The organism is Vulcanococcus sp., from assembly GCF_044369115.1.
GTDB lineage: Bacteria > Cyanobacteriota > Cyanobacteriia > PCC-6307 > Cyanobiaceae > Vulcanococcus.
In genome coordinates, this window is record NZ_JBIPMN010000064.1 from 1 (window position 1) to 12,649 (window position 12,649).

Consider the following 12,649-nt stretch of genomic DNA (forward strand, 5'->3'; position numbering starts at 1 on the left):
AGCCAGTCGGGTGGCGCGTGCTTCGGTGGCGCGATCGCCCACCACGGCGCGGGCGGCTTTCTCGTCGGGGTAGACCTCGAACTCATCGCCGGCGGTGGGCACTTCGCTGAAGCCCAGGGCCTCCACCGCATAGGAGGGGCCGGCTTCCTTCACGCGCTTGCCGTTGTCGTCGACCATGGCGCGCACCTTGCCCAGGATCGGACCCGCCGCCAGCACATCGCCGGTGCGCAGGGTGCCGTTCTGGATGAGCAGGGTGGCCACAGGACCCTTGGCCTTGTCGAGGTGTGCCTCGATCACGGTGCCCTTCGCCATGCGGTCGGGGTTGGCCTGCAGGTCTTCCACTTCGGAAACCAGCAGGATCATCTCGAGCAGCTTGTCGATGTTCTCGCCCTTGATGGCGCTCACCGGAACCATCACGGTGTTGCCGCCCCAGTCCTCAGCCACGAGCTCGTGGGAGGAGAGCTCCTGCTTCACCCGATCCGGTGAGGCGCCTTCCTTATCGATCTTGTTGATCGCCACCAGGATCGGCACCTTGGCGGCGCGGGCGTGGCTGATTGCCTCCAGGGTCTGGGGACGCACGCCGTCATCAGCGGCAACCACGAGCACGGCCACGTCGGTCACCTTGGTGCCGCGCGCACGCATGGCGGTGAACGCCTCGTGGCCAGGGGTGTCGAGGAACGTGATCTTGCGCTGCTCGCCGGCGTGGGGCACTTCCACCTGGTAAGCACCGATGTGCTGGGTGATGCCTCCGGCCTCGCCGGCTGTGACCCGGGTTTTGCGGATCGAATCGAGCAGACTCGTTTTGCCGTGGTCCACGTGGCCCATCACGGTCACGACGGGCGGGCGGCGGATCAGGTGAGCGAGGTCGCTCTCCTCGATCATTTCAACCGTCTTGGCAGCGGCGGCCTCCACGTCGTCTTCGAGCACGGGCACACCGAACTCGTCTGACACCGTCTCGATCGCGGAGAGATCGAGGGTCTGGGTGACGGTGGCGATGATGCCCTTGAAGAACAGGCTCTTGATGATCTCGGAGCTGTCCACGCCGAGGCGATCGGCCAGCTCCTGCACCGTGAGGTTGCCCTCCGGCACCACCAGCATTTCGGGCCGTTGCTGCTTGGCTTCTCGGGCAGCCCGCAGCTCCATGGCACGGCGGCGCTGCCGCTGCCGGGTGGTTTCTTTCTTGCGCTTGCGGGTAACGGCTGTGGGCTTGCGCTGGGCTGTGGCGGCTGCCTTCGGCTTGGCGGGGCGGGCCAGGGAGGCCTGCAGCACCACTGCTTCCTGTTCGCCAGCGAAGCCGCCGGTTTCTGCCGTTAGTGCGTCGTCGTTCTCGCCAATGATGTGCACCTTCTGGCGCTGTTTCTGCGGCGAGCGGCTGCGCAGAGCTTCCAGCTTGGCGCTGTCGTCCCAATCGGGGCGGCGGGGGCGACCGCCAGCCGGAGGCTGCGGGGCCCGGAAATTCGGGCGACGAGGCGCGGAAGGAGGTGTGGCGATCGGCCGGGCAGCCTCATCACCGCCGGGGGCTGCTGGGCCTGCACCCACGCCTGCGGGAGCACCGGGACGGCGCGGCGGCGCTGCGGCGGGGCGGGCACCCGGCTTCTGCAGTTGCATCAGCTCGCCTGGGGCCACCGGCTTGCGCATGCCCGGCACACCTGGCATGCCAGGGCGCGTCGGCGGCGCCGGGCGATTGCCGCCGCCTGCTGGACCGCTCACATCGCGGCGAATCGGTTTGCCCACCAGTTCGACCTGCGGTCTGGCTGGTGGTGTGCCCGGTTTGGCTCCGCGCACGGGAGCCGGAGCCCCGGGTCGGGTGGGCATGCCCGGCCGTTGGCTCAGGGATGGACGACCTGACGGAGGTGCCGGGCGGCTACCGCCCTGACCACTTTGGGGACGCCCAACGAGTTGGGGCTTGTTGCCACCGCCGCCGGCAGTAGGCCGGCTGGGTGCCGGTGCACCGGGCCGTGGAGGCGCTGCCGCAGGCCGCTGCGGCGGTGCCACGGGGCGTGCAGGCGTGGCGGCACTGGGGGGTGCTGGTTTCCGGGCTGGGGGAGCACCGGCAGGCGCTTTCGACACGATCGCCGGAGCAGGGCGGCCGGGTGCAGAGCCGCTGGGGCGAACCGGGGCACCAGCCGGTTTGGCTGCTGCAGGGCGCGCCGGCGGTGCGACCGCAGCGGCAGGCCGTGCGGGGGGCGCGACAGGTTTGGTCGCTTGCGGAGCCGGGGCTGCTGGCCGGGGCGCGGGAGCAGCGGGTTTGGCCGCAGCCGTTGCGGGTGTTGCAGGGCGGGCCGGTGCCGTGACGGGCGGCTTGGCGGCAACGGGTTTGGCAGCGGCGGGCTTCGCTGCGGCAGGCGGCTGCACAGGTGCCGGCTTCACCGGTGCGGCAGGGGCGCTGGCCACCGGTTTCGGTGCCTGAGGAGCAGCAGGCGCCGGGGCAGACGGTGCTTTCTTCACCGAGAGAATGGCTTTCTGGGGCGGCGCAGCCGGGGCTGGCGCGGCGGCGGCCTTGGAGCCGTTCCCGCCGGTCTTGATCAGGCTGCGAATGCGAGCTGCCTCGTCGTCACTGATGGAGCTGCTGTGGCTCTTCGCGGCGATCGAGAGCTTCTCGGCGGCATCGAGCACGTCCTTGTTCTCAAGGCCCAAGTCCTTGGACAGCTCGTAAATCCTGACTTTGCCGCTGCTGGTCATTCAGTGCTCCAAAGGGTCGGTGCCACGGGTGCCACCGGGCCTCCACACACGGTGAGGCCAACATTCATCTTGCCTCAGAGCCTGCAGAAGAGGTGGCGTGCAGGCGCTGCTCCAGTGCCGCGTAGATGGAATCTGCAACCTGACAACGCAGGCCTTTCTGCAGCTTCTTGCGGCGTCGGGCTTCTTCCAGGCAGTCGCGGCTTGGGCAGAGGTAGGCCGAGCGGCCCATTCCCTGATCCAGCGCGATGCCTCCATCCGCCAGGCGGATGACCCGCCAGAGCTGCCGGCGATCCAGCAACTCACGGCAGGTCACGCAGCGCCTGAGGACGCTGCGCTCACTCACCGGGCTCCATCCTCGTCAGGTGCTTCCTCAACCACGTCTTCGGTGGCCGCTTCAGCCACGGGCTCCTCATAGGCCGCCTCGTCGTACGCCGCTTCTGCGCCGTACTCCTCTTCGTCCTCCGGCAGGGGATAGAGCTCGCGCAGGCGGGCATCCTCTTCGGCGCGCAGGGCCTGTTCGGCCTCCAGCCGCGCTTCGGCTTCGGCCTGCAGGGCTTCCTCTTCCTGGCGCTGGGCGATCAATTCAGCCACCTTCTCGTCTTCTGAGCCCTGGTCGTATTCGGTGCTGTTCTTGATGTCGATCTTCCAACCGGTCAGGCGGGCGGCCAGGCGCACGTTCTGGCCTTCGCGGCCGATGGCCAGGCTCAACTGATCGGGCGGCACGAGCACGTGGGCGTGCTGGCCCTCGGGATCCACCAGGCGCACCGCTTCCACGCGGGCGGGGCTGAGGGAGTTGGCGATGTATTGGCCGGGGTCCTGCGACCAGCGGATGACGTCGATTTTTTCGCCGCGCAGCTCGTTCACCACCTGCTGAATGCGGGAGCCGCGCGCGCCGATGCAGGCACCCACCGGGTCGACCTCGCGCTCGACTGAATCCACGGCCACCTTGGTGCGGGGCCCCACCGAGCGGCTGGGGGGATTGGCCTCACGGGCCACGGCCACGATGCGCACGGATCCTTCTTGGATCTCAGGCACTTCGTTCTCGAACAGGTAAACCACCAGGCCGGCGTTGGCGCGGCTCACGAACAGCTGCGGTCCGCGACGTGGCACCTCGCTCACTTCCTTGAGGAACACCTTGAAGGTGGCATTGGCGCGGTAGTTGTCGTTGGGCAGCTGATCGCGGCGGGGCAGCTCGGCCTCCACCTCCGGCCGGCCCAGACCGCTGCTCACGGCCATGATCACGCTCTGGCGCTCGAAGCGGATCACCCGAGCGGTGAGCACGGGGTCTTCGAGATCAGCAAATTCCTCCTGGATCATGCGGCGCTGTTGATCGCGCAGCTTCTGCGCCAGCACCTGCTTGGTGGTGGCGGCGGCCATGCGGCCGAAATCTTCTTTCTCCGGGGTGACGTCGAGCACCACGGTGTCGCCGATCTGGGCGTCTTCCGCCACCTGCATCACCTCGGTGAGGGCGATCTGGTGGTCTTCGCTCTCCACCTCCTCCACGATGATCTTGGAGGCGAGCACGCGGTAACCCTCCTCATCGAGGTCGAGCGCTACGTCGAAATTGGAGAAGTAGTCCTCTTCGAAGGGGTCTTCGCTGATGCCGAGATAGAGGGTGCGGCGATAACGCTCGTAACCCTTGAGCAGTGCCTCGCGCAGCGCCGATTCCACCACCTGGGCAGGCAGTTTCTTCTCTTCGCTGATGTCCTCGATCAGGTTCGACAGACCGGGGAGGAGAACCAGGGCCATGGGTGAAGGGGGAAACGGGTGGTCTTCGGGGTGGGGTGAGAGCGGCTGGGGCTTAGCCCTCGGTGGGCGTGGTCAGGCGCACGGTGATCACGTCGGCGCGGGGCAGACGAACCGAGCGGCCGCGCACGTTGATCAGCACGCTGTCGTCGGTGCGTTCCAGCAGGAGGCCTTCCCGTTCGGCCTCGGCACCGGTTTTGGCATCGCGATGGCGAACGCACACCGGAAAACCGCGAAAACTGCGGAAATCGCGATCCTCGATCAGCGTTTCAGGGATGCCTGGGCTGCTGATTTCCAGAACATAGGCCTCCTCGATCAGGCTGGCTGCCTCCAAGGCGTCGTCCAGCAGGTGGCTGAAGCTGGCGCAGTGATCGAGGCTCACGTCGCCGCCATCGGCCAGACGCAGATGCACCTGCAGCGTCATCGGGATGCGATGGGTGAGCAGCTGCACGCTGCACATCTGGAATCCGGCGTCAGCGGCCACCTGGCTGGCCAGGCGTTCGAGGTCGGGGATGAGGGGATGCGGCAAGCCGGATCGCTGGTCGGGGGACGGGCAACCCGTCCGGCACCTGCAGTGATCTGCAACCTGGCTAGTCGTTGGCTTTGGAGCGGGAACCGTTCCGAAGGCGCCTAGCAGCAGGGGTGCCCGCCGGGCACACAACGACCCTAAAGGATCAGGGGGAATGCCTCTGCAGCGGCTTCAGCCGCCCAAGCCGTTGAGGTCCATGGCCGGGGGTTCCATGTAGGCATCGCCGGGCTTCTGCTCGCCCCTCAGCGTGGGGTCTTGATTGAGGCACTGGGCTTTCTGCTCGTCGGTGCGCAGGTACTGGCACACGCGGGCATAGAGCTTGGAGCGTGTGGAAGGGCCGCCCTGGCTGAAGTGCACGAGATCCACGCCGCCAGCCATGCCCTGGATCTCCACCTGGCAGAGCGAGCAGCGTTGACGGGTGCCTGGAGGGATTACAGCCATGCCAGCCAAGTTCAGAACAGGCAACTTAGGTCCATCGCCAGGAGGACCGGGTTGTGCTGCGCGTTCTTCAGCTCAGTGATCCCCATCTGCTCGCTGATCCCCGCGGGCGCTGTCGCGGCGTCGTGGCCCTCGAGGCTCTCGAGCAGGCCTGGTGGCACGCGCTGGCGCAGCTCGGCCAGCCTCCGGATCTGCTGTTGATCAGCGGTGACCTCTGCCAGGACGAAAGCCTGGGTGGCTACGTGCGGCTACGCGAGCGGCTGGAGCGATGGGCTGTGCCCACTGCGCTGCTGAGCGGCAATCACGACAACCCCGGTTTGCTGCGGGCGGCTTTGGAGCGACGGGCCTGGATGGCGCCGGCCGTGGTGCCGCTGGCCGGCTGGCAGCTGATCTTGTTGAACAGCCATCGCCCCGGTTCGGTGGCCGGCTGGCTCGAACCCGCCCAGCTCGCCTGGTTGGAGCATCAGCTGCAGGCCGGCCAGGGCCCGGCGCTCGTGGCGCTGCACCATCCTCCAGTGCCGATCGGCAGCGCGGAACTCGATCCCATCGCCCTGCAGGAGCCTGAACAGTTGTTGCAGCCCTTGCTCGCTAACCCTCGGGTGGCAGGGGTGGTGTTTGGCCATGTGCATCAGCACTGGCAGGGCGCGTTGGAACGCACCAGCGGACCAGCCCTGCTGCTGTGGGCATGCCCCTCCACCCTGGCGGCCTTCAAGGCCGTGCAGCCCTGCCCGCTCGGCCACGCCGGTTGGCCCGGCGGTCGGCTGATGCTGCTCGGCGCCGATGGGGGTGTCACCACCCGCTTGCTCCGTTGGCCGCCCGCCCAGGCTGCCTAGCCTGCATGCCTACCGTCTGACCTGACGTGCGCCGCCTTCTCGCTCTGCCGCTGCTCCTCTTGGTGAGCTTGTGGCTGGCGGCGCCGGCCTGGGCCGATCGCTTGGGATCCGGCAACAGCTTTGTGGCTGCAGCGGTGAAGCGGGTAGCGCCAGCTGTGGTGCGAATCGACACTGAGCGCAGTGTGCCCCGCATCGGTCTGGATCCCTCCTTTAACGACCCGCTGCTGCGGGAGCTGTTCGGTGATCAGATGCCCAGTACCCGTGAGCGCGGTCAGGGCTCCGGCATCGTGATCGATGCCAAGGGCCTTGTGCTCACCAATGCCCATGTGGTGGATGGGGCTGATCGGGTGGAGGTGAGCCTGCCCGACGGCCGCGAGCTGGAGGGTCGTGTGCTCGGGGCGGATCCAATCACGGATCTGGCGGTGGTGAGCATCCCCTCCGGCTCTGGACTCAAGGCCGCCCCGCTCGGCGATTCCGAGGCACTGGAAGTGGGTGATTGGGCGATTGCGCTGGGAACGCCCTATGGCCTGGAGCGCACGGTGACCCTCGGCATCGTGAGCAGCCTGCACCGCAACATCACCAGCCTTGGCTTCTCCGATAAGCGGCTCGAGCTGATCCAAACGGACGCCGCCATCAACCCCGGCAACTCGGGCGGGCCCCTGATCAACGCCAATGGCGAGGTGGTGGGGATCAACACGCTGGTGCGCTCCGGCCCCGGTGCGGGGCTCGGTTTTGCCATCCCGATCAACCTGGCCAAAGGTGTGGCGGCCCAGTTGGGCAACGGTGGCTCGGTGGTGCACCCTTATTTGGGGCTGCAGCTGGTGCCTCTCAACGCCCGGTTGGCCCGCGACAACAACCGCGATCCCAACGCCCTGGTGCAGCTGCCGGAGCGCGATGGTGCGCTGGTGCAGCGGGTGCTGCCGGAAAGCCCAGCCGAGAAGGCCGGCCTGCGCCGCGGCGATCTGGTGGTGGCTGCCGCCGATCAAACGGTTCCCGACCCCGGCACCCTCCTGCGCTTGGTGGAGGGCTCAACGGTGGGTGAAGCGCTACCGCTCACGGTGTTGCGCGGTGAGCAGGAGTTGCAGCTGTCGATTCGGCCGGAGGCGCTCCCCAGCGCCTGAGCTACGGTCACGGGCCAGAAAGAACGGCGTGATGGCGGACCTTCAGGATCAGATGAAGCAAGCGGTGGCTGCTGCTGCAACCGAACAGATCCGCAGCGGCATGGTCGTGGGTCTGGGATCCGGTTCCACCGCGGCGCTGATGATCCAGGCTCTCGGCGCCAAGCTCAAGAGCGGCGAGCTCACCGACATCGTGGGCGTCACCACGTCGTTCCAGGGTGAAGTGCTGGCGGCTGAGCTCGGCATTCCCCTCCAGAGCCTCAACGCCGTCAGCCGCATCGATCTTGCGATCGATGGTGCCGATGAAGTCGATCCCTCCTTCCAGCTGATCAAAGGTGGCGGCGCCTGCCACGTGCAGGAAAAGCTGGTGGCCGTGCGGGCCGAGCGTTTTGTGGTGGTGGTGGATTCCACCAAGCTGGTCGACACACTCAACCTGGGCTTCCTGCTGCCAGTGGAGGTGCTCCCCGGCGCTTGGCGCCAGGTGCAGGCTCAGCTCAAGGCGATGGGCGGTGAGGCCCAGCTGCGGATGGCCGTGAAGAAGGCCGGCCCCGTGGTGACCGATCAGGGCAACCTAGTGCTCGATGTGAAATTCGCCGGTGGCATCACCGATCCGGTGGCCCTCGAGAGCGATATCAACAACCTGCCTGGAGTGCTGGAGAACGGGCTGTTCGTGAACATCACCAATCAGGTGCTGGTGGGTGAGATCAACGACGGTGTGGCCGGCGTGCGCGATCTGGTGAAGCGTTGAGCTGGCCCCGGCCGCCGCTGGCTTAGCCCAGCCGCAACCGCACCGATTCACCGTGGCTGTGCAGCCCTTCGCTATCGGCGAGGGTGGCCACGGCGCCGCCGGTGGCTTCCAGGGCCTGGCGGTTGAACTGAATCAGGCTGGTGTGGCGCAGGAAGGTTTCCACGCACAGCGCACCGGCAAACCGTGCGGTGCCTGAGGTGGGCAGGGTGTGGTTGGGCCCAGCCAGGTAATCGCCCACGGCTTCCGGGGTCCAGGCCCCCATGAAGATGGCGCCGGCGTGCTGGATCTGTTCGGCCAGCGGTTCGGGCCGCTCCACCTGCAGCTCCAGGTGCTCGGGCGCGAAACGATCGCTCAGGCGGGCTGCTTGATTCAGGCTGTCGCACACCACGATCAGCCCCCAGTCGTTGAGGGCCTGGCGGGTGATGGCGGCGCGGGGGTGGCCGGCCAGCTGCGCTTCGATCGCAGCCGGCACCGCTGCTGCCAGTTCGGCGCTGGTGGTGAGCAGGATCGCCGCGGCGAGCGGGTCGTGCTCTGCCTGGGCCAGGAGATCGGCGGCGACGTGCTCGGCGTTGGCGCTGTGATCGGCAATCACCAGCACTTCGCTCGGGCCAGCCAGCGAATCGATCGATACCCGGCCGTACACCGCCTTTTTGGCCAGGGTCACGTAGAGGTTGCCGGGGCCGGTGATCACATCCACCCGCGGGATCGATTCGGTGCCGTAGGCCAGGGCGGCGATCGCCTGCGCGCCACCCACGCGGTAAATCTCTTCAACGCCTGCCAGGTGGGCGGCGGCCAGCACGGTTTGGTTCACGCGGCCATCCGGTCCCGGCGGGGTCACCATCACCAGGCGCTGCACACCGGCCACGCGGGCGGGCACCGCATTCATCAGCACGGTGCTCGGGTAGCTGGCACGCCCACCGGGCACGTAGAGCCCAGCCCGTTCCACGGGCCTCCAGCGGCGCCCCAGCCGCTCGCCGTGCACGCCCGTCACCTGCAAATCGGCAGGTTTTTGGCGTTGATGGAAATCCACGATGCGCCGGTGGGCCAGCTGCAGGGCTTCCTGCAGATCGGTGGGGGTGGCGGCCCAGGCGGCCGTGAGCGCAGCGGTGGGCACCCGCAGGGGATCGGGCCGCACGCCATCGAAGCGTTCGGTGAGCTCCATCAAGGCGGAGTCACCCTGGCTGCGCACTTGCTCGAGGATCGCGTCCACCCGCTCGGCAGCCTCGCGGCTCTGGCCGCTGCCGGTGCGCTCGGCGATCGCTTCCAAGCGGTGCCCGGCGGCCTCCACGTCATGCAGCAGCTCGATCTGCAGCGGTGCAAGGTCGCCGCTGCTCGGTGCTGGTACGGCGGCGCTGGCAGCGGTGGCGCTCATGGCCTCGGGCGTTCTTGGCTCAAGCTAGTGGCCCGGGTTGCCTGTCTCGGTCAGGCCTGGGAGTAGAGTCTTGGTTTGCCGTGCCAGTGCAGTACAGCCTGTGGCCAATAACAAGTCGTCGAAGAAGCGCGTTCTGATCGCCGAGCGCAATCGCCTGCACAACCGCACCTACAAGTCTGCGGTGCGCACCCTGATGAAGCGCTGCTTCGCCGCCTGCGTGGCCTATAGCCAGGAGCCCGGTGATGCCGCCAAGACCACCGTGCAGGCCACGCTGAGCGCTGCCTTCAGCAAGATCGATAAAGCTGTGAAAGTGGGTGTGCTGCACCGCAACAACGGTGCCCATCAGAAGGCGCGCCTGAGCGCTGCTGTGAAGAACGCTGTCGAGCCCGCAGCCAAGGCCTGATCGGCCCTCGGTTGCTGCGTTGTCTAGGGTTCGGGCTTCGCCTGAACCCTTTGTTATGGCTGCGGCCGTCGCCCTCGAGAGCCTGGATGCTCCCCTGATCGACAGTCACTGCCACATCGTCTTCCGAAATTTCGACGACGACTTGGAGGAGGTGGCCCAGCGCTGGCGTGATGCCGGCGTGGGTCGCCTCCTTCACGCGTGTGTGGAGCCCTCGGAAATCCCGGCGATCCGGGCTCTGGCGGATCGCTTCCCCGAGCTGCGCTACGCCGTGGGCGTGCATCCGCTCGATCCCGAGCACTGGCAAAGCAATACGCCAGCGGTGCTCAAAGCCGCTGCCCTCGATGACAGCCGTGTGGTGGCCATCGGTGAGCTGGGTCTCGATCTGTTTCGCGACAAAAACCTGGATCAGCAGCTGGTGATGCTGCGCCCCCAGCTGGATCTAGCAGTGGAGCTCGATCTGCCAGTGATCATTCATTGCCGCGATGCGGCCGAACCGATGCTCGCTGAGCTGCGCGAGCGCAGGGGCCGCGGCGCTTGCCCCCGCGGCGTGATGCATTGCTGGAGTGGCACCCCTGACGAGATGGCCGGTTTCCTTGAACTGGGGCTGTTCATCAGCTTCAGTGGCAACGTCACCTTCCCCAAGGCCACCGACACCCACGCCTGCGCTCAGCTGGTGCCAGCCGATCGCTACCTGGTGGAAACCGATTGCCCGTTTCTGGCACCGGTGCCAAGGCGCGGCAAGCGCAACGAACCCGCCTTTGTGGCGGCCGTGGCCGAGCGGGTGGCTGAGTTGCGCGGCGAAACTCTGCCGGCCGTAGCTCGCCAGAGCACGGCGAACGCCTGTGCCCTGTTTGGGGCTGGGCTTCACAATGTATGATGGTTCATTGGCCTGGCAGCGGGTTGTGGTTTATCCGAGCCTTCTGCAGCCCGAAAGCGCCTACCAGGGTTCTGGTAGGCCTGCCCATCTCCGTGGTGCTGTCGTCTTTCCGGTGCGAGTTGTCGTTACCTCCTGGGTTGAAGCGAGCTGAATAGGTCTGCCGGCGGGCCAGCCCTTCCCTCGAGGAGCGGCTGGCCCTGTCGTCTGCTGCGCCTTTCGTCTGTCGTCCGCTGCGCCTAAGCGCCTGTCGGCATTCCCCACTCGCTTCACCGCCCTGAAGGTCTTCTTGCCCCAGGCCCCGTCATTCCGTCCAACCCGTTCCTGCAGGTTCCCCGCATGAGCAGCGCGATCCAGGTCGCCAAGACCGCCACTTACCTGCCCGATCTGGTGGAGGTACAGCGCGCGAGCTTCAAATGGTTTCTGGAGAAGGGCCTGATCGAGGAGCTGGAGAGCTTCTCGCCGATCACCGATTACACCGGCAAACTTGAGCTGCACTTCATCGGTAGCGAGTACCGCCTGAAGCGCCCCCGCCACGACGTGGAAGAGGCGAAGCGTCGTGATGCGACCTTCGCCTCTCAGATGTATGTGACCTGCCGCTTGGTTAATAAGGAAACCGGCGAGATCAAGGAGCAGGAAGTGTTCATCGGGGAACTGCCCCTGATGACCGAGCGCGGCACGTTCATCATCAACGGCGCCGAGCGCGTGATCGTGAACCAGATCGTGCGTTCACCCGGCGTTTACTTCAAAGACGAGCAGGACAAGAACGGCCGTAAGACCTTCAACGCCAGCCTGATCCCCAACCGCGGCGCTTGGCTGAAGTTCGAAACCGACAAGAACGATCTTCTGCACGTTCGCGTCGACAAAACCCGCAAGATCAACGCCCACGTGTTGATGCGGGCCATCGGCCTGTCGGATAACGACGTGCTCGACAAGCTTCGGCACCCCGAGTACTACCAAAAATCAATCGAAGCGGCCAACGACGAAGGCATCGCCTCGGAAGACCAGGCTCTGCTCGAGCTCTACAAGAAGCTGCGTCCGGGTGAGCCCCCCTCGGTGAGTGGTGGCCAAACCCTGCTGCACAGCCGTTTCTTCGATCCCAAGCGCTACGACCTGGGCCGCGTGGGTCGCTACAAGATCAACAAGAAGCTGCGTCTCACGATCCCCGACGCCACCCGCACCCTCACCCCTGAGGACGTGCTGAGCACGATCGATTACCTGATCAACCTTGAGCTCGATGTGGGCGGCGCCACCCTCGATGACATCGACCACCTGGGCAACCGCCGCGTTCGCTCCGTGGGCGAGCTGCTGCAGAACCAGGTGCGCGTGGGCCTGAACCGCCTCGAGCGGATCATCAAGGAACGCATGACCGTGGGTGAGACCGAGAGCCTCACCCCGGCCCAGTTGGTGAACCCCAAGCCCCTGGTGGCGGCGATCAAGGAGTTCTTCGGCTCCAGCCAGCTGAGCCAGTTCATGGATCAGACCAACCCCCTGGCTGAGCTTACCCACAAGCGGCGGATCAGCGCACTGGGCCCAGGCGGTCTCACCCGTGAGCGCGCCGGCTTCGCCGTGCGCGACATCCACCCCTCCCACTACGGCCGGATCTGCCCGATCGAAACGCCGGAAGGTCCGAACGCCGGTCTGATCGGTTCGCTGGCGACCCACGCCCGCGTCAACGAGTACGGCTTCATCGAGACCCCCTTCTGGAAGGTGGAAAACGGGATCGTGCTCAAGCAGGGCGATCCGATCTATCTCTCCGCCGACCTCGAAGACGAGTGCCGCGTTGCCCCTGGTGATGTGGCCACCGACGCCGACGGCCGCATCAAGGCCGATCTCGTTCCCGTGCGCTACCGCCAGGACTTTGAGACCGTGCCGCCCGAGCAGGTGGATTACGTGCAGCTCTCAC

Annotated in this window: 11 protein-coding genes and 1 pseudogene; 6 read left to right on the forward strand and 6 right to left on the reverse strand. The window is 66.7% G+C overall.

Annotated elements, in window-relative coordinates; all coding sequences use genetic code 11:
- From infB to ACIQ2E_RS06635, 5 genes are all read right to left on the reverse strand, one after another.
- On the reverse strand, nt 1-2,682 hold a 2,682-nt coding region (gene infB / locus ACIQ2E_RS06615; protein ID WP_398327914.1), incomplete at its 3' end, for a translation initiation factor IF-2.
- Nucleotides 2,683-2,746: 64 nt separating this feature from the next.
- Nucleotides 2,747-3,025: a YlxR family protein gene (locus ACIQ2E_RS06620; protein ID WP_296444202.1), complete on the reverse strand. Its 279-nt coding sequence runs from the start codon at nt 3,023-3,025 to the stop codon at nt 2,747-2,749.
- The gene (gene nusA, locus ACIQ2E_RS06625; RefSeq protein WP_398327917.1) at nt 3,022-4,431 is read right to left on the reverse strand and encodes a transcription termination factor NusA; all 1,410 of its coding nucleotides are present in this window, start codon (nt 4,429-4,431) and stop codon (nt 3,022-3,024) included. The genes ACIQ2E_RS06620 and nusA overlap by 4 nt, the downstream gene beginning before the upstream one ends.
- A gap of 52 nt (nt 4,432-4,483) precedes the next feature.
- Nucleotides 4,484-4,957: a ribosome maturation factor RimP gene (gene rimP, locus ACIQ2E_RS06630; protein WP_398327920.1), complete on the reverse strand. Its 474-nt coding sequence runs from the start codon at nt 4,955-4,957 to the stop codon at nt 4,484-4,486.
- A gap of 171 nt (nt 4,958-5,128) precedes the next feature.
- Nucleotides 5,129-5,398 carry a hypothetical protein gene (locus tag ACIQ2E_RS06635; RefSeq protein ID WP_398327923.1) on the reverse strand — a complete coding sequence of 90 codons (270 nt, stop codon included), beginning with the start codon at nt 5,396-5,398 and terminating at the stop codon, nt 5,129-5,131.
- A gap of 56 nt (nt 5,399-5,454) precedes the next feature.
- Between ACIQ2E_RS06635 and ACIQ2E_RS06640 the strand changes: the two genes are divergently transcribed.
- From ACIQ2E_RS06640 to rpiA, 3 genes are read left to right on the forward strand one after another with little or no spacing between them, the layout of a single operon-like run.
- Nucleotides 5,455-6,228 (forward strand): metallophosphoesterase, encoded by a 774-nt coding sequence (locus ACIQ2E_RS06640; RefSeq protein ID WP_398327940.1) that lies wholly within the window; start codon nt 5,455-5,457, stop codon nt 6,226-6,228.
- 26 nt (nt 6,229-6,254) lie between these two features.
- A complete protein-coding gene (locus ACIQ2E_RS06645; RefSeq protein WP_398327926.1) occupies nt 6,255-7,349 on the forward strand; it encodes a trypsin-like peptidase domain-containing protein in 1,095 nt (364 codons plus the stop codon).
- Nucleotides 7,350-7,380: 31 nt separating this feature from the next.
- Complete coding sequence (gene rpiA / locus ACIQ2E_RS06650) at nt 7,381-8,094, forward strand: ribose-5-phosphate isomerase RpiA (protein ID WP_398327929.1); 714 nt, start codon at nt 7,381-7,383, stop codon at nt 8,092-8,094.
- Nucleotides 8,095-8,116: 22 nt separating this feature from the next.
- Here rpiA and hisD read toward each other — a convergent pair whose 3' ends face one another.
- The gene (gene hisD, locus ACIQ2E_RS06655; protein ID WP_398327932.1) at nt 8,117-9,466 is read right to left on the reverse strand and encodes a histidinol dehydrogenase; all 1,350 of its coding nucleotides are present in this window, start codon (nt 9,464-9,466) and stop codon (nt 8,117-8,119) included.
- Between the two features lie 100 nt (nt 9,467-9,566).
- Between hisD and rpsT the strand changes: the two genes are divergently transcribed.
- From rpsT to ACIQ2E_RS06670, 3 genes and pseudogenes are all read left to right on the forward strand, one after another.
- Nucleotides 9,567-9,869: a 30S ribosomal protein S20 gene (gene rpsT, locus ACIQ2E_RS06660; RefSeq protein ID WP_398327934.1), complete on the forward strand. Its 303-nt coding sequence runs from the start codon at nt 9,567-9,569 to the stop codon at nt 9,867-9,869.
- Between the two features lie 55 nt (nt 9,870-9,924).
- Entirely contained in the window at nt 9,925-10,746 is an 822-nt protein-coding gene (locus tag ACIQ2E_RS06665) for a TatD family hydrolase (protein ID WP_398327937.1), read from the forward strand.
- Between the two features lie 336 nt (nt 10,747-11,082).
- Nucleotides 11,083-12,649, forward strand: a pseudogene (locus ACIQ2E_RS06670) (DNA-directed RNA polymerase subunit beta); the annotation flags it as partial.